A 16,702-nucleotide genomic window follows, 5' to 3' on the forward strand; every position below is an offset into this window, starting at 1 on the left:
CGTGACCTCCTCACGGCTGTTATGCTCCGGGGAATGACCGTCCGTCTCGCCGCCGTCCTGGCCGCCGCCCTCGCCGTTCCCGCCCGCGCGGGGACCGCGCGGGTCGAGCTCGTTCCGGAGCTGGGGATCCCGGGCGCGTCGTCGTCGGCCGCGTCGCCCTTGGGCGCCGTCCCGCTCCAGTTGGCGTCGAACGCCCTCATCCCGCTGGCGAGCCTGGCCCCGTCGCCGCTCGCGGCCCCTTTCTCCGCTCCCGCGCTCGCCGTCGCGCGTCCGGCGGCCGTCAAGGGGGCCGTCGCCGAGCCTCGGCCGCTCCTGATCAAGTCCCTCGCCGCGCCCGCGCTCGACGTCTCGAAGCTGGGCTCCGGCGACGCGTCCGGCGCGGCGGAGGCGGACTTCAACGCGCGCGCCCAGCTCGACGCGCCCGTCGCGCTCGGCGGCGGCGTCGTCTCGGCGCCCGCGGCGGCGGAGCCGGGCCGGGGCGCGTTCCTCCGCCTGCTCTCGCCCGCGAGGAAGCCCGCGCCGTCCGCGGCCGGGAACCTCGCCGCGCTCGACGGCTACGATCATGACGGCGGCCTCATGAAGGCGGCGCTGAAGGCGCTCGACGCGGCGCCCGCCGGGTCCGTCCTCCCGCTCGGCTTCGCCCCGACGGCGAAGAGCCTCCGGGCGGTCGCGGAGCTCCCGCACGAGGTGTTCCTTCATAGGCGCAAGGGCGACGGGAAGTGGCTGATCGCGCGCGGCGACCGCCACGGCGTGTCGGGGGAGTGGGACGACTACGACCTCGCCCTCCACAACCACCCGACGGCGCGCATGGGCGTCTACTCGATGCACTCGGCTTATCCCTCGCCGGAGGACCTTGAGACGGCGGCGGGCAAGGACGCGCGTTTCTTCATCATCTCCGAGGAAGGCGTCGTCGAATGGAACTCCGTCGTGCCGAAGGGCGTCGCGGCCTCGCTCTCGTCCACCGTCTTCGGCCGCTTCGTGATGCGGCTCGCCTTCCCGGCGCTGTATCCGACCTTGCTGTCCCGGCGCGGCGTGGCCGCCGAGCTCAAGCCCTGGCGCAAGGTCACGACGGATTGGCTCGAGTCAGGCGCGGCGCCGGTCAACGAGGAGGTGCTCGTCGCCAGGACGATCCCCTCGCTCGTCGCCGCGGAGTTTCCGGTCATCGCCGCGAAGCTCGGCCGCAAGGTCGACGCCGCGTACAAGGCCGACGTGCTCGGGCGCACGAACGGCTACCGCATGTACTGGCACTCCGCCACCACCTACAAGGACCATCCCGACCACGTCGGCATCCCCGACGGTCATTTCCGCTCCGATTTCGGCATCCGCCTGATGGTCAAGCCGGACTGGCGGCGCCTGCCCGACCTCTCGGCCAACTACCGGCCGCTGTTCGCCCACGAGTACGTGCACTGGCTGCAGGACGAGGGCTTCGTCTCGAACAAGTACGGGGCGGAGATCGCGGCGGTCGCCGTCGAGATACTGCGCGCCGTCGAGCTCGTCGGCCTCGACGAGGTCCGCGCCGGCCGCGCGGGCACCGTCCACGCGGGCAACCTGAGCGCCTTCGACGGCGGACGCGAGTGGGCCCGCGGGGGCTTCCGCGGCGACACCACCCCCTACATGAAGGGCTCTCTCGCCGGCGCCGCCTACGAGGCGGGCGTCGCGACCGGGCGCCCCGAGGCGGCCTGGGAGTTCCTCAACCTCGTCATCGCGGGCAAGGGCGCGCTCGAGCCCGCGGCCGCGTGGGCGCGCGTGACGGGGGGGCGATGATCGAGACGCCCATCATCTTCGAGGACGACCGCATCGTCGCGGTGAACAAGCCCGTCGGCCTGCCCACCATCCCCGGGCGCGGCGAGATCGGCATCGCGGTCAACGTCGAGATCGAGCGGCGCCTGCGCAAGAAGGTCTTCACGGTCCACCGCCTCGACCTCGACGCGAGCGGCATCCTCGTGTTCGCCAAGGACGCGGAGACCCACCGCCTGCTGTCCAAGGAGTTCGAGGAGCGGCGCGCGAAGAAGGAGTACCTCGTGGCCGTCCTGGGCTCGATGACCGGCTCCGGCGAGATCGACAAGCCCCTGCGCGAGTTCAGCTCCGGGCGCGTGGCACCCGCCCCCGACGGCAAGCGCGCGGTCACGCGCTGGCGCGTCGAGCGCCCTCTCGGCGGGGCCACCTTGCTGCGCGTGGAGACCTTGACCGGCCGCAAGCATCAGATCCGCGCCCATTTCAGCTCGGAGGGACACCCGATCCTGGGCGATCCCCGCTACGGGCCGCCGCCGCGTCCGATCGGGGGGGCCAAGCGCCTCATGCTCCACGCCTACACCTTGCACCTGGACCTGGGCTACGACCTCAAGGCCGAGCCCGGCCCCGACTTCGCGGCCGTCCTCGTCTCCCGCGGCGGCTAGCGGCCGAGGAGGAGCCAGCTCGCGAGCGTGAAGTAGAACGCGTTGCTGAGCAGGTCGGTGGTCGTCGAGGTCATCGGCCCGGCGGCGGTGGCGGGGTCGATCTTGAAGCGGCGCATCACGAGCGGCGCGATCGAGGCGAGCCCCGACGACACGGAGATCGACAGCGCCATCGAGACGCCCACGACCGCTCCGAACCTCCAGCCGTGTCGGGAGTGATATAGGAATCCGGCGAGGGCTCCTACCACGATCCCGTAAAAAAGCCCGAGCAAGGCTCCGACGGAAAGCTCGCGCCGGACGGTCGAGCCCTGGTCGTCGTCCCCGATCTCGCCCGTGGCGAGGCCGCGCACGACGATCGTCGCCGTCTGCGAGCCGACGTTGCCGCCCATGCCGGCGATCATCGGGGAGAAGCTCGCCAGCGCGATGATCTGGGCGAGCGTCGCCTCGAACCGGGTGACGATCAGCGAGACGCCGACGCCTCCGAGGCAGGTGATCGCCAGCCAGGGCAGGCGGAGCATCGCGCCGCGGAAGCTCGAGCGCAGGCCCGTCTCGCGCGCGTAGCCGGCCATCTTCGCGAAGTCCTCCTCGGTCTCTTCCCTCGCGATCGCGAAGATGTCGCGGTAGACGACGACGCCGAGCAGGGCGCCGTCCGCGCCGAGGACGGGCGCGCTCTTGAGCTTGTACTTGGTGAAGAGCTTGACCGCCTCCTCCTGGTCCAGCTCCGGCGTCAGCGTGCGCGGCGCGGGGTCCATCAGGTCGCGCACGAGCATGTCGTTCGGCGCGACGACGAGCGACTTGAGGCCGACGACGCCTCGCAGCTGGCTCTTGGAGTCGATCACCATCAAGGTGTCGAGGTGCGTCTCCTCGATGCGTCTGAGACGCGTGCTGTGTTGTATCCGCTCGACCGCGGCCTTCGTCGTCCACTTCTCGTCGAGCGTCACGTAGCGCCCGCGCATCAGCGCGCCGACCGACTCGGGGGGATACTGGAGGTACTGCTGGACGCACTCCTGCCCGCCCTTCTTCATGATCGAGTTGAACTGGCGGACGAGCGGCTGGGGAAGGTCCCGCATCATGCGGCTCGTCTCGGACGGGTCGAGGTCGCTGAGCAGCTCCTGCGCGTCCTGCCGCTGCAGGCTCCCGACGAGGGCGGCCTGCTGCTCGCTCTCCAGCTCCTCGAAGAGCTGCATCGCCTTCTGCCGCGTGCTGAGGCGGAAGATCGCCACGCGCTCGTCCGCGTCGAAGTGGTCCCAGCCGTCGGCGAGGTCGATCGGGCTGAGGAGCTTGAGGAGCGTGCGGGCGGACACGAAGTCCCGGCCCTCGAGCAGCTCCTTCAGATCGGCGAGATAGATCTGCAGCGTCTTCACTCCTAAATCCTAACAAAAGCGGGCGCGCGCCGCATCCCATGACAATATATATCAGCTTACCTATTGACAAATATCAGTTAAGCTGATATATACACGGAGCTTGCAGCGCCAGACGTTCCCCGGAGGTCATGCCGATGATCGCCAAGGACCTGATGCCCTGGATGTTCGTGAAGAGAACCGCGACCTGGACGCCCTACGTCAAGATCCGCTCGGAGGCCCCGCGCCTCGAGGCGTCCCTCGGCTCGCGCCCGCGCAAGCTCAGAAGGCCTCCGCGTGGGTAGGCTCTACCGCCCGGTCAAGCGCACGACCGCGACCCCGGTCTACACGATCGGGGCCGCGTCGCGCCTGACGGGCATCCCGATCTGGACCTTGCGCTGGATCGAGCGCCACGGCCTGCTGCGTCCGTCCCGCACCCGCGGGCGGCAGCGGCTTTACAACGACTTCGACCTGAACCGTCTCCGCGACATACGCGGGTGGATGGAGAAGAAGGTCAACCTCGCGGGCATCCGCGTCATACTCAGCCTCCGGGCGTAACGCCGATACTGGGACGGCGCCGGATCGACGCCCTTCGGGGACGCGCGGCATCGAGCCGCGCTCCGGGGGTCGTCCGCGACGTTCGACGACCCCTTGTCGCGGCGACCCCAGGCCCCTCAGGGCGTCGATCCGGCGCCGTTTCCTCGACGTTACGCTCAGGCGGCGTATGACGGCGGAGCGGCGCGTTACGCTCGTCTGACGAGCTTAGCGGCTACGCCGCCTGATACGCCTTGATACCGCCGGCCGTTCCCGCGTCCAGTCGTTGCCCGCGGCGTCGTCAGGCCGTCACACGGGCGTCACAACGCCGCAAAGTCCTACGCGGCGTCTCCCCATTGGGCCCACGCGTTCGCGGGCCTTAATCGACGGGCTTTTTGGGTCCTCGGTCCCTATTGATTCAGATCAACAGTCCTTATAATTCTCCTGCCCTCATATAGAGAAGCACGTTGTGGTGGTACTCAGGAGAGAGAACCAATGGCATCGTTGCGCAACACCAAGACGCTGAAGTCCGTCGTGGCCGTGATCGTGAGCGGGTCGCTGATGGCGACGACCACGGTGACCCCGGTCGCCGCGCAGACGTTCCGCGCGGGACAGGCCGCCGAGGCCGGCTCGGCCGCGCGGGCGGGCTTCTCGCCCTCCGCTTCCAACGGCGTCTCCGCCGTTCCCTCCAATCTCTCGCTCGGCTCCGCGAGCCTCGTCCCGGCGCTCTCTCCCGCCGTGGCTCCGACGGCCCTCGCGCTGCCCCGTCCCGCGGCGGCCAACGCCGATGAACGCCAGGGCGCGCACCAGCAGGGCGCGCGACAGCCCGCGAAGCAGCCTAGCGCGCCCACCGCGCCGGTCAAGAAGGACGACGGCCCGCGCTGGGTCGAGGGCGCCAAGCAGCCCGCGCCGCCCGCGGCGGGACCGCGCTGGGTCAAGACGGGCAAGAAGACGCCCGCGGAGGCGGGCCCGCGCTGGGTGAGGCCGAAGAAGTCGGGCGTGCGCGCGGCCTTGGCGAAGTATCTTCCTTTCCTCGGCCTCTCCGGCCGCGAAGCTTTCGACGGGGCGGCCGACCGCGAGGACGGCGTCTCCGACGCGCCCGCCGCGGCGAAGGGGGAGACTCACTCCCACTCCCACGCCGCCGGCCTCTCCAAGCCCTCGGCCCGCGCGACGGCGATCATCAACGACTACTCGATCCCGACCCCCGAGGCCGCGCGCCGCGTCGGCGATATCCGCAGATCGGCGGCCACGCCGATCTGGGCGAAGGTCGTCGCTCCGCTGGCCGTCGCCGCGGCCGTCGCCGTGGCGATCGCGTACGGCGCCGTTCCCGTCCTGACGCTCGGGGCGGGCCTGGTCGTCTCCGTCCTCGCCCACGAGGTCGCGCACATCGCGGTGCTCCATCGCCTGGGAGACAAGACGGCCGAGCACGCCCACTCCCACAGCCTGAACCCGTTCGTCCACATCGACGCGGTCAAGACCGTGATCGTCCCGGCCCTGTCGCTGGCGATCTCGAGCGTGCTGCTGCCCTTCCCGCTCCTGCTCGGCGCGGGCAAGCCCGTGGACGCCGACTTCAACAACCTGACCTCCCCGTTCGGCGGGCCGCGCTCGGCGCGCAACGCCTTCTGGGTCGCCGCGGCCGGTCCCGCGACGAACCTCTTGATCGCGGGCCTCGCGTTCGGAGCGGCGGCGCTGCTGCCCGCGGGCGGCGTGCTGGCCCTCGTGGCAGCGGGCCTGTGGAAGATGAACCTGGCGCTCGCCGCGTTCAACATGCTGCCCCTGCCCCAGCTCGACGGCGGCAAGATCCTCGCCAGCGTCCTGCCCGAGCGGTTCTACGCCAAGTGGATCTTCAACCCCAAGGTCGAGCGCGGCTACCAGGGCGTGTTCCGCCGGCTCTACGAGGGTCCCTCCAACGTCCTGACCTGGCTCGCCGACTTCATGGGCGTGCGCACGCAGAAGGGCATCAACACCTTGGCGAACACCGTGACCTTCACGGCGCTCGCCGCCTTCTACGCCGCGGCCTACTTCAACTTCGCGCTGGCCCTGCCGCTGCTGTTCCTCGCCTTGCCCTGCTCGTATGACTACTGGTGCATCCGCGAGAAGGTCCGCTCCGAGGCCGCCGTCCAGGACCTCATGGAGCTGATGAGCCAGTGGAGCGCGGTGATCGTGCAGATCGCCGAGGACCTCGGTCTGGAGAGCGAAGTCTCGGCCTATGAAACCGAGCACGCGATGAAGAACGCCCTCGAGACCTTGGTCGACGAGATGATGGCCAAGGAGGAGTTCCGCGCGCTCTCCGACGACCAGAAGCTCGAGGCCCTGATGAAGGAGTACCCGGACAAGGCCGCCGAGTTCCTTAAAGAGAAGGCCATGCCCGAGGATTCCCTCGAGAAGATCAAGGCCGTCCTCGCCGACCCGCGGAACGGGCCCTTCTACGAGCGTCTCAAGAAGTGGTTCAAGGAGCACGAGATCTTCGCGCGCTGGGACAACAAGCATCAGCAGGGCAAGCTCAAGGACGCGATGAAGGCCGCCGACAAGGAGAAGTCCCAGGGCGGCGGCGCCGTCAAGCTCTCCCTTCTCTCCCGCCTGCTGAGCGCCCCGTCCATCGGCGACGAGCAGGCTCCCGGGGACCCGCTGTCGAAGGTCGTCGCGGAGGACTCCGCCTCGGTCAACGCGATCGCCGTCGACGTGACGCCCGGCACGCCGCAGGCCGACCTCGAGCGGCTGTTCGCGGGCCTGGAGTATTCCGCCACCGCGCCCGCGATGGGCTACTACCGGATCGAGATCGCCAACCGCACGGACGCGCATCTCGTGGCGCGCCGGATCGTCCGCGACCCCGCGGTGCTGCGGATCGTCGTGCACCCCGGCCTGCGCGAGGCGATGGACATCCCCGTGCCCGAGCCCGTCGGGACCCCCGCCGCTTTGCGCCCGGACTGGACGCACAAGGTCAAGCTCAACAGCGGCTACCCTCAGGCGCGCGTGCGCGTCGTGTTCGCCAACCACCCGTCGGCCATGCGCGCCTTCCGCTCGCTGTCGTCCCCGAAGGAGATGAAGGGCCAGACGGTCGTGGAGACGACCGTGCGCTCCGCCGCCGAGGCCGCCGAGCTCGCCCGCGCCTTCGTCGACGAGGCCGACGTGAAGACGGTCGTCGTCTCGACCTTCGTGCACAACCTCCTTCTGACCCGCGGACGCCGCGCCGCGGAGGCGCCTGCCGCGGAGACGCCCGCGGCGGAAAGCGGGGTCGACGCCTCCGTTCAGGGCGACCTGCCTCTTGAGACGCCCGCCGCCTCGCCGGAGGCGCCCGTCGCGGAGACGCCCGCCGTCGAGCCCGAGCCCGCGTACGCGCCCGGCGTGGACGAGGACTGGCAGGGGAAGGTCGTCAAGGAGGACGGTCTGACGGATCAGGTCCATGTCCTGTTCGACCCCGCGGTCCCCGTCGAGAAGATCGGGGGGACCTTGGTCGGCTACGGCGCGCGCGAGCGCGTCGACAACCACGATTGGAAGATCGGCGCCTCCGATCCGGCCCGCGCGGCCGAGCTCGCGCGAGAGCTCGCGCGCCGCTCCGACGTGCGCAGCGTCGGCGTGACCCCCGCCGTGCGCCGCGCCCTGATCCCGCCGCCGGCGCTGCCCGCCAAGGTCTCGAGCCACGGCAAAGCGGAGTACGGCGTCAACGTGGTCCTCGTGAAGTTCGCCGAGGGGACGTCCGAGGACGACATCCGCGCGGCTCTCTACCGCCAAGGCCAGAACACCCTTTATCACCACGGCGACATGTATACGCTGACCGGAGCGGACGCCGGCCGGGCCATCGAGAAGGCCGCCGGCCTCGCCGCCGAAGCGAACGTCGAAGCCGTCAAGGTCCATCCGAACATCGCCGCCAAGATGACCGAGGACGAGGAGCCGTACGCCGGCGCCCCCGCCTACGATCACGCCCGCGCGGTCATCGTCGAGTTCCGCGAGGGAACGAGCGCCGAGGCGATCAAGGACTACGCCGAGGTTCGCCGCCTGCAGCTGATGCACGCGAATTTCCGCGGCTCCGAGACCGCCGCCTTGCTGGTGGTGCCCGAGGGCGCCGACATGGACGCGACTTTGCAGCTGCTCGTCGACGAGACGGCCGCCCCGCACTCGGGGGCCGCGTCCGTCCGCCCGTTCCAGGAGCAGCCCGGCGCGCCGGAGCTGAAGCCGTCGGCCGCCGCCGTGGCGGCCGCCGTCGAGCCGGAGCCCGCGGCGCCCGCCGCCGTGCGCCGCGACCCGGCGCAGGCGTGGCAGGAGTACCTGCAGAACGTCACCCTCAACGACGGCAAGAGCAAGCTCACCGACAAGCAGGTCCAGCTCCTGAGCGTCATGCTCAAGCCGCTCGCCCGCCATCCCGAGGACAAGCGGCCGCCCGTCGTCGGCCGGGGGGAGGAGATCAAGCGGATGCTGCCGATCGTGACCTCCCCGCGCGGCATGCGCAACTCCGTCATCCTCATCGGCGAGGCGGGCGTGGGCAAGACGGCCGTGCCCGAGGGCCTGGCCGAGATGATCGAGGACGCCGAGGCCGCGACGGCGGTCGATTCGAATGCCTTCCTCCAGTTCGACCGGCTCAAGGGCCGCTGGCTCGTCGAGCTCGACATCAACAAGATCCTGACCCAGGACGATCCCGTCGGCATGCTGTCGGCCATACTCGACCTGCTCCCGCGCCTCAACCAGGGCGGGCCGTCCCGCGGCAACGACGTCATCGTCCTGATGGACGAGATCCAGAAGTTCTTCCTCGACAACGCGGGGCAGAAGATCGCCAACGTGCTCAAGGGCCCGCTGCGCGACGGCAAGATCTCGGTCATCGCGACGACGACCCGCTCCGAGTTCAAGAAGTTCATCGAGGGCGACGACGCGTTCCGCCGCCGGTTCGAGAAGATCGACGTCGAGGAGCCGACGGTCGCGCAGACGACCTCGATCCTCCGCGCGATGAAGTCGTGGCTGCAGAGCCTGCACGACGCGGTGATCCCCGACCAGGCGCTCGTCGACGCGGCGAAGCTCACCGACCAGTTCGACAAGACGAACTTCAACCCGGACAAGTCGATCAAGGCCGTCCAGGACGCCGCCGAGCTCTCCCGCCCGGACAATCTGCGCGCCGCGATCACGCTCGACCTGCGCGAGACGTGGGGCGAGCTCGTCGTCGCCGTCAACGAGGCGCGCCAGGCCCTGATCGACAAGGGCATCGCCTCGACCCTCGCGCTGCCGGTCGACCTGTACAACAAGGTCGCCGGGCTCGTGAAGAAGGCGGAGTCGCTGTACGGCGAGCGCGAGGCCGTGGCCTCGGGCTCGGGCAAGGTCACGACCGAAGTGGTGAAGCGGGTGATCGCCGCCAAGACCGGCATCGCGTCCGGCCAGTTGAACCTGGGCGAGGAAGACGCCGCGCGCTACACGAAGATGGAGGAGGAGCTCGGCCGGCGCGTGATCAATCAGACGCCGGCGATGACGGCCATCGCGAACGCGATCCGCCGCAACAAGGCCGGCCTCTCGAACCCGAACCGGCCCATGGGCAAGTTCCTGCTCACCGGCCCGACCGGCGTCGGCAAGACCTACCTCGCGAAGGAGCTCGCGCGCTTCCTTTTCAACGATCCCGAGGCCATGATCCGCCTGGACATGTCCGAGTACATGGAAGAGCACACGGCCCAGCGCCTGACCGGCTCGCCTCCCGGCTACGTCGGCTACGGCGAGGGCGGCCAGCTCACCGAGGCCGTCCGCAAGAAGCCCTACTCCGTGATCCTGTTCGACGAGGTCGAAAAGGCGCACACGAAGGTGTTCGACGTGCTTCTTCAGATCCTCGACGACGGCCGCCTGACCGACGGGCAGGGCCGCACCGTGGACTTCAAGAACACCGTCATCATCTTGACCTCCAACGCCGGCATGAAGGGCGTAGACGGCGAGAAGTACGCCAAGATGCTGGAGAAGATCGACGCGCACAACGCGGCGATCGCCGCCGGCCAGGCGGCCGATCGCGACGCGAAGCCGCTGCCGACCGTCGACGAGGTCAATCAACTCTGGGACGAGGAGATCGACCTGATGGTCGGCGCGGCCCTCAAGGAGCGCTTCCGGCCGGAGTTCCTGAACCGCCTCGACGAGGATCCGATGTCGAAGAACAAGTGGATCCGCGTGAACCGCCTGCGGCCCCAGGACATGTCGAAGATCGCGACGATCCAGCTCGAGGAGTTCAAGCGCCTGCTGGCTGACCGGCACGACACCGACATCCATTTCGACCAGTCCGTCGTGGATTTCCTCAAGGTCGCCGGCTACAATCCGCTGAACGGCGCGCGCCCGATGACGGCGGCGATCGAGAAGAACATCATCGACCCGCTCGCGAAGTGGATCCTCAGCGAGGCCGAGGCGGGCAAGAACGACATCCGCGGCGCGCAGATCAACGTGACCTATGAGGACGGCAAGATCGTCTTCGCGGCGAGCAAAAAGCCGGAGAAGAACACGGCGCGCGCCACCGTGCAGGGCGCGTCCGAGGCCGTCGCGGCCGAGCTGTTCTCCATCATCGAGCGGCTCTCCGGCGGCATGGACGCCGAGGAGCCGTCCGAGAACCTGTTCGACCAGCTCATGCGCAAGGCTCTGCCTCCGAAGGAGGGGGCGTCGGCGGCGGCTCCGGCTGCCTCCGAGCGGACGAAGGCGTTCCTCTCTCCCGGCGCGGGGCTGGCCGTGGACTCCTCCGTGGTCGCGGCCGAACACAACAACTCGAAAAAGAAGGACGCGGCGACGCGCGCGGCGACGGCCGAGACGATCGCGGCGGTCAAGGCGGCGGGCTGGGACGACAACGTGATTCAGGCGCTCGACACGCCGGCCTCGGGCCAAGGCGAGGGCTGGCTCAAGCAGGTCGTCAAGCTCGCCAAGGAACAGGCGACGACGGCCGGCTCGGCCTCTCCCGTCACCGTGACGGCGAAAGTGGAGGCGGAGGCGATCCGCGTCGCCGTCGGCGGCGCGTACGAGCTCTCGGCCGACGATCAGAAGTCCCTGGTCATGCACTTCAGCGGCGCGGCTCCGGCGTCGTACCTGGCGGCCCAGCAGAAGGCCGACAACCTGAACCTCAGCGCCCGCCTGCTCTGGGACCACAACCTGCTCGACTTGTACCGCCGCCTCGCGGCGATCCCGGGCGCCCGCATGGGCTTCAAGACCGGGCCCGAGGGCACCCAGATCTGGCTCGAGATCCGCAAGGAGGCCCCGGCCCTCTCGGCGGTGACCAAGGCGGCCGCGTCAGCGGCCGGGGGTTCCGGCGACGCAGTCGCCGGAGCCTGGACGCCGCACCAGATCCGGGAGATGGCCAAGATCCGCGAGCTGATGATGCGCGTCATCGACCAGTCGCGCATCTCGGAGAACCAGCGCGACGGCCACGCGATCCGGATCGCCGCGGCCGAGGGCTACGCCATGCTGGCGCAGCCGTCGGCCGCGGCGACCGCGCGCGGATGGATCGAGTCGAAGAAGTGGGGCGCCGAGACCCTCGAGGCTCCGGCGGAGAACACGTGGTCCTCGCCGAAGGTCGTCAACGAGGTCGGCGCGGACTGGCCCTTGGCGATGACCGCGGCGCTCATCTTAGAGCGCTTCGGCGGAGCCGAAGACGTGCAGGTCCTCGAGAACATGGCCCGCCGCGTGACCGGCACCTCGCACTACGAGGTCCCGGTCCACAACGCGCTCGTGCAGGCGCTGTCGGCCATCTACGCCCGCCTGGGCCTGGCCGCGACGCGCCAGGCGATGAGCCGCGCCGCCCAGATCAAGGGGGGGCGCACGAACGACATCTCCGAGGCCGCCAACCGCGCCCTCGGCGCGGTCGGCATGCCCGCCGACCTCGATCACGCGAAGACCGACGCGGACGCCTATCTCGCGATGATGAAGCGCCTCGGCCGCACCGAGGAGCTGCAGAAGATCTTCCGCGACACCACCTTCTGGGGCACGAACAGCGCCGAGCCCGTGCGCCAGGCCGCGCTCAAGCTCGCCGGCGAGACGGAGACGAGCCCCGAGGCCCTCTCCCGCCTGCACAACATGATGAAGACGCAGACGAGCTACTCGCGCACCGGCTACGAGATGTCCCGCGCGTGGGCCGCCATGGTCTCCCGCCTCGGGCTCACCCTCGGACTCGGCGACGCGATGAAGCGCTACCTCGACGCGCGCGGGGTGAAGGACTACAGCCTCGGTTCCAGCTGGCCGATACTCTATGCCTACGTCGTGACGGCCCAGCTGGCCGGCGGCGCGGACGCCTTGGCGCCCCTCGAGGAGCTGATGGACCAGTCGCCGGCGGACATCGCCAGCGTCAACGAGCAGGCCTACTTCAACTCGCCCGACGCCTGGGCCCGCGTCCTGGTCCGCTCCGGCAAGTTCGAGGAGTACTCCCGCTCCCAGGGCCTCAACGCGGACGGCTCGCCCAAGCCCTCGAAGCTTCAAGAGATGCTGACGAACCAGACCCGGCCGATGAAGACGGCCGCGGCCCTGCGCGCCATCGCCTACGCGCGCGACCCCTTCTTCTCCCGCCGCGCCGCCGAGCCGAAGGGGAGCGTCCCCGACATCCACCCCGGCGCCGGCTCGGCGTCCTCGTCCACCCCCGCGCGGCCGTGGAACGGCGGCCCCAGCAATCCTCGCTTCCAGGACGGCCGCTGGCCGCCCTACCACGACATGTTCTAAGCCGCGCCTCTCTCCTCAAGGATAGTCGAAAGCCCTCCGGCGACGGAGGGCTTTTTCATCAAACGGTTCCAATTCCTCAATTCCCGGAAAGCCGTCCGCGGCGGTACACTGGCGTCATGCTGAACATCGGGATCATCGTCGGGAGCACCCGCCCGGGCCGCAAGGCGTTGGCGGTCGCGAAGTGGGTCCACGAGGTCGCCCAGAAGCGCGGCGGCGACCGCTACGAGCTCGTCGACCTCCTGGATTTCGCCCTGCCGCTGCTCGACGAGGACGTCCCCGCGGCGGTGGCGGAGGGACAGTACGCGAAGCCGCACACCAAGGCCTGGTCGGCGAAGATCGAGACCTTCGACGCCTACGTCTTCGTCTCGCCGGAGTACAATCACGGCACCTCCGCGGCCCTCAAGAACGCGCTCGACTTCCTGTACCCCGAGTGGAACGACAAGGCGGCCGGCTTCGTCGCCTACGGCGGCACGGGGGGGACGCGCGCCGTCGAGCAGCTGCGGCTCTCCCTGGCCGAGCTCCAGGTCGCGACCGTGCGCAACCAGGTCGTCCTGTCCCTGCGCTCCGATTTCGAGCGCTTCGAGGTCTTCACGCCCGGCGCCCACCAGGAGAAGGCCGTCAACGCGATGCTCGATCAGCTCGTCGCGTGGGGAGGAGCCTTGAAGACCCTGCGCAGCGTGCCGAGCGCGCCCTGACGGCAGGCCCCGGCTGCGGCTCGGCCGTCTGCGTTTAAAGTTCGGCGCGCAGGCGGCGCAGCTCTGCGAGGTAGCGGTGAGTGCGCACCGCGGCGGACTTGGGCGCCGCGGCTTCGGCCAGCGCGGCGTCGAGCGACTTGGCGGCCTCGTCCTTGAGGCCCATGGCCTTGAGTATCTTCGCCTCGAGGGCGACGGCGCGCAGCCAGTTGTCGCCGTAGCCGGCTTTGACGGCGGCGCGGACGGAGATCAGGGCGGCGGGAAGCTCCTTCTGCTCGAACAGCAGCCGCGCGTAGCCGTATTGAAAGGTGAACTCGTCGGGGTAGGCGCCGACGAGGGAGTCGTACAGCGCGCGCGCCTCGTCGAGGCGGCCGGCCTTGGCCAGGCAGTAGGCGCGCTCCAGGTTCGCGCCGCGCGCGACCTTGAGCTTGGAGGCCTTGGCGTCGGCGCCGTAGGCCTCGGCGGCGCGGGACCAGGCGCTCTTCGCCAGGTCTTCCTTGCCGAGCGACTCGAGGAAGGACGCCTCGTAGGCGAACATGTCGCCCGGCACGAGGCCGTGCTCGCTGAGCTTGGGATCCGCGGACCAGCGCGCGACGGAGGCCCGCACGGCGCCCCACAGCGCCTCGCCCGTGGGGCGGTCGCGCTCGAGGAGGTCGCCGGCCCAGTCGGTGAACTCGGCGTCCTCCGGATACTCGGAGGTCAGCGCGGTCAGCGCGGCGAGCACCCCGACGGCGTCGTCGGCCTTGGCGGCGACCTCCTTGGCGGCGAGCAGCGCCTCGCGCCGGGCCGCGGGGGCCTTGGCGGCGGCGGCGAGGGCCTCGGCGGGCTCTCCTCGCTCCAGGCGCCAGCGGGCGACGCGGGCGCGGCGCGGGCCGTCCTCCGCGGGACCGGCCTTCTCGACGGCCAAGGCCGCGACCTCGATCGGCTCGTCCATCAGGCGGCGCGACTCGGCGAGGAAGGCGGCCAGCGCGTCGGGGGAGCGGTAGCCGACGGCGCGGGAGACCTCCTGGCCGCGCTCGTCGAGCACGAGCAAGGTCGGGTAGCCGCCGATCTTGAAGCGTGCCTTCCACTCCCAGCTCAACTCCGCGTCGGCGTCGAGCGCGAGCAAAGTGAAGCCCTCGGCGGCCTTCTGGAAGGTCTCGGTCGGGTAGACGCCTTCCTCCAGCATGTTGCAGGGCGGGCACCAGATGCCGTAGAAGTGGACGAAGATCGGCTCGTGCGCGCGGCGGGCGAAGGTCACGGCCTTGCCCGGCTCGTTGACGAGGAAGCCGGGGGCGAAGGGGTGGGGCTTGGGCTCGACCTTCGCCCGCTGGGCGTCCTTCTTCTTGCCGGCGACCGAGACGGTGAAGCGCTCCTGGCGGCAGAAGGTCTTGGCGTCGTCGCAGACGCTGGCGACGACCTCGACCTCGCCCGACGAGGCGAGCCGGCAGCGGAACACGCGCGGCGTGACCTCGTCGGCCCGGTTCTTGCCGCACTTCTGGGGCGCCTCGGCGTTGAAGTGATGCCCCGCGATGGGTTTGAGCTCGATGCGCTCGTTGAGCAGCGCTTTGGCGGGGCGTGACTGAACGAGAGTCTCGGCGCCCGCGGGGGCCGCCACGAGGAGAAGAAGGAGGGTGAGCATGAAGCGAGTCTACCGCATCGCCCCACGACCGTCAACGGCCCTTGTTCGGGAAAAACTACTGATAATCGCTATTCCCCGGAACAGTGATTATCAGTAGTTTTCTGAGGCGCTGTTCGTCGGGCCTATTTGAGTCCGCGCGCCTTGGCCACCGCCTTCAGCGACGCCTCGAGCGCGCCAAGGAAGACGTCGAGCTGGGCGCGGCTGATGGTCAGCGCGGGCTCCAGGCGCAGGACGCGGGCGTTGATGTAGGTGCCGCTGATCAGGATGTTGCGCCCGAACAGCTGCTTGGCCACCTCGTAGCCGAGGTCGTTGTCCATGAACTCCATGCCGAGCATGAGGCCGCGGCCGCGCGCGAGCTTTAAAATGCGCGGGTATCGCGCGGCGAGCGCGTTCAGCTGCGTGAGCATGTACTCGCCTTTCTCCGCCGCCTGGCGGGGGAGGTCCTCGTCGAGGAGCACGTTGATGGTGGCGATGGCCGCGGCGCAGGCCGGGGGATTGCCGCCGAAGGTGGTCGTGTGCAGGAACGGGTTGTCGATGTAGCGCTCCCAGGTCTTGGCCGTGCCGACGACCGCGCCGATCGGCATGATGCCGCCGCCGAAGCCCTTGCCCAGGGCCATCAGGTCGGGCACGACGCCGTCGTGCTCGCAGGCGAACATCTTGCCGGTGCGGCCCATGCCGGACTGGATCTCGTCGAGGATGAGCATCGCGCCGAACTTGTCGCACAGCTCGCGCGCGGCGGCCAGGTAGCCGGGAGGGGCGACGACGATGCCGCCCTCGCCCAGGATCGGCTCGAGGACGACGGCCGCCACGCGGTCGCCGGAGAAGTCGCAGGACTCCATCATCGTCTTGAGCGCGTCGACGTTGCCGTACGGCACGTGCGACCAGTTGAGCAGCGGCAGGAACGGCTCGCGGAACACGGCCTTCGAGGTGCCGCCGAGCGAGCCCATGCTCTTGCCGTGGAAGCCGCCGATGGCGCCGATGAACTTGTGGCGGCCGGTGGCGAGCACGGCCATCTTCAGGCAGCCCTCGACCGACTCCGTGCCTGAGTTGGTCAGGAACGCGTACTGCAGGTCGCCGGGCGTGATCAAAGAGACGAGATGGGCGAGGTAGGTGCGCAGGGGGTCGATGAGCTCCTGGGAGTGGATGCCCTGGCGGCCGAGCTGGTCCATGACGGCCTTGAGGACCTTCGGGTGGCGGTGGCCGGTGACGTACACGCCGAAGCCGCCGAGCATGTCGATGAACTCCTTGCCATTGATGTCGCGGAAGACCGCGCCGTCGTCTTCCCACTCGACGGCCGTGTAGTCGGTGCTGACGGACTTCCGGTATTTCAGGAAGCCCTCGTTGACGTGGTCGATCCAGTACTTGACCGACTCGCCGACGACCTTCTTCTTCTCGGCGGCGGTGAGCTTCTTCTTCGCGATCAGCTCGAGCACCCAGGCGGATTCGGCCTTCGCGGCTTTCAGGTTCTGTCCCATG

9 protein-coding genes are annotated in these 16,702 nt (G+C 69.7%); 6 read left to right on the top strand and 3 right to left on the bottom strand.

Going from position 1 to position 16,702, the window contains the following annotated elements:
• Positions 1-33: 33 nt before the first annotated feature.
• Together HYV14_04180 and HYV14_04185 are read left to right on the top strand one after the other, a co-directional pair.
• Positions 34-1,764 (top strand): hypothetical protein, encoded by a 1,731-nt coding sequence (locus tag HYV14_04180; GenBank protein ID MBI2385193.1) that lies wholly within the window; start codon positions 34-36, stop codon positions 1,762-1,764.
• Positions 1,761-2,396 (top strand): RNA pseudouridine synthase, encoded by a 636-nt coding sequence (locus HYV14_04185; GenBank protein MBI2385194.1) that lies wholly within the window; start codon positions 1,761-1,763, stop codon positions 2,394-2,396. The genes HYV14_04180 and HYV14_04185 overlap by 4 nt, the downstream gene beginning before the upstream one ends.
• On the opposite strand, the gene mgtE is transcribed toward HYV14_04185, so the two are convergent.
• Positions 2,393-3,757, bottom strand: a complete 1,365-nt coding sequence (mgtE, locus tag HYV14_04190; GenBank protein MBI2385195.1) for a magnesium transporter — start codon at positions 3,755-3,757, stop codon at positions 2,393-2,395. The two genes, HYV14_04185 and mgtE, sit on opposite strands and share 4 nt — an antisense overlap.
• A gap of 128 nt (positions 3,758-3,885) precedes the next feature.
• On the opposite strand from mgtE, the gene HYV14_04195 reads away from it, so the two are divergent.
• From HYV14_04195 to HYV14_04210, 4 genes are all read left to right on the top strand, one after another.
• Positions 3,886-4,038, top strand: a complete 153-nt coding sequence (locus HYV14_04195) for a hypothetical protein (GenBank protein MBI2385196.1) — start codon at positions 3,886-3,888, stop codon at positions 4,036-4,038.
• Between the two features lie 46 nt (positions 4,039-4,084).
• A complete protein-coding gene (locus tag HYV14_04200) occupies positions 4,085-4,291 on the top strand; it encodes a MerR family transcriptional regulator (GenBank protein ID MBI2385197.1) in 207 nt (68 codons plus the stop codon).
• Between the two features lie 471 nt (positions 4,292-4,762).
• Positions 4,763-12,913 (top strand): AAA family ATPase, encoded by an 8,151-nt coding sequence (locus HYV14_04205; GenBank protein ID MBI2385198.1) that lies wholly within the window; start codon positions 4,763-4,765, stop codon positions 12,911-12,913.
• A gap of 116 nt (positions 12,914-13,029) precedes the next feature.
• The gene (locus HYV14_04210; protein ID MBI2385199.1) at positions 13,030-13,608 is read left to right on the top strand and encodes an NAD(P)H-dependent oxidoreductase; all 579 of its coding nucleotides are present in this window, start codon (positions 13,030-13,032) and stop codon (positions 13,606-13,608) included.
• 34 nt (positions 13,609-13,642) lie between these two features.
• Here HYV14_04210 and HYV14_04215 read toward each other — a convergent pair whose 3' ends face one another.
• Together HYV14_04215 and HYV14_04220 are read right to left on the bottom strand one after the other, a co-directional pair.
• Positions 13,643-15,226, bottom strand: a complete 1,584-nt coding sequence (locus HYV14_04215) for a tetratricopeptide repeat protein (protein MBI2385200.1) — start codon at positions 15,224-15,226, stop codon at positions 13,643-13,645.
• A gap of 122 nt (positions 15,227-15,348) precedes the next feature.
• Positions 15,349-16,701 (bottom strand): putrescine aminotransferase, encoded by a 1,353-nt coding sequence (locus HYV14_04220; protein ID MBI2385201.1) that lies wholly within the window; start codon positions 16,699-16,701, stop codon positions 15,349-15,351.
• Position 16,702: the final 1 nt, after the last annotated feature.

The organism is Elusimicrobiota bacterium, from assembly GCA_016182905.1.
Taxonomy (GTDB): Bacteria; Elusimicrobiota; Elusimicrobia; order UBA1565; family UBA9628; genus GWA2-66-18.

Coding starts and splice junctions, on each gene's coding strand:
- HYV14_04205 (MBI2385198.1), top strand. CDS start 4,763: ATGGCATCGTTGCGCAACACCAAGACGCTGAAGTCCGTCGTGGCCGTG.
- HYV14_04195 (MBI2385196.1), top strand. CDS start 3,886: ATGCCGATGATCGCCAAGGACCTGATGCCCTGGATGTTCGTGAAGAGA.
- HYV14_04220 (MBI2385201.1), bottom strand. CDS start 16,701: ATGGGACAGAACCTGAAAGCCGCGAAGGCCGAATCCGCCTGGGTGCTC.
- HYV14_04215 (MBI2385200.1), bottom strand. CDS start 15,226: ATGCTCACCCTCCTTCTTCTCCTCGTGGCGGCCCCCGCGGGCGCCGAG.
- HYV14_04185 (MBI2385194.1), top strand. CDS start 1,761: ATGATCGAGACGCCCATCATCTTCGAGGACGACCGCATCGTCGCGGTG.
- HYV14_04180 (MBI2385193.1), top strand. CDS start 34: ATGACCGTCCGTCTCGCCGCCGTCCTGGCCGCCGCCCTCGCCGTTCCC.
- HYV14_04210 (MBI2385199.1), top strand. CDS start 13,030: ATGCTGAACATCGGGATCATCGTCGGGAGCACCCGCCCGGGCCGCAAG.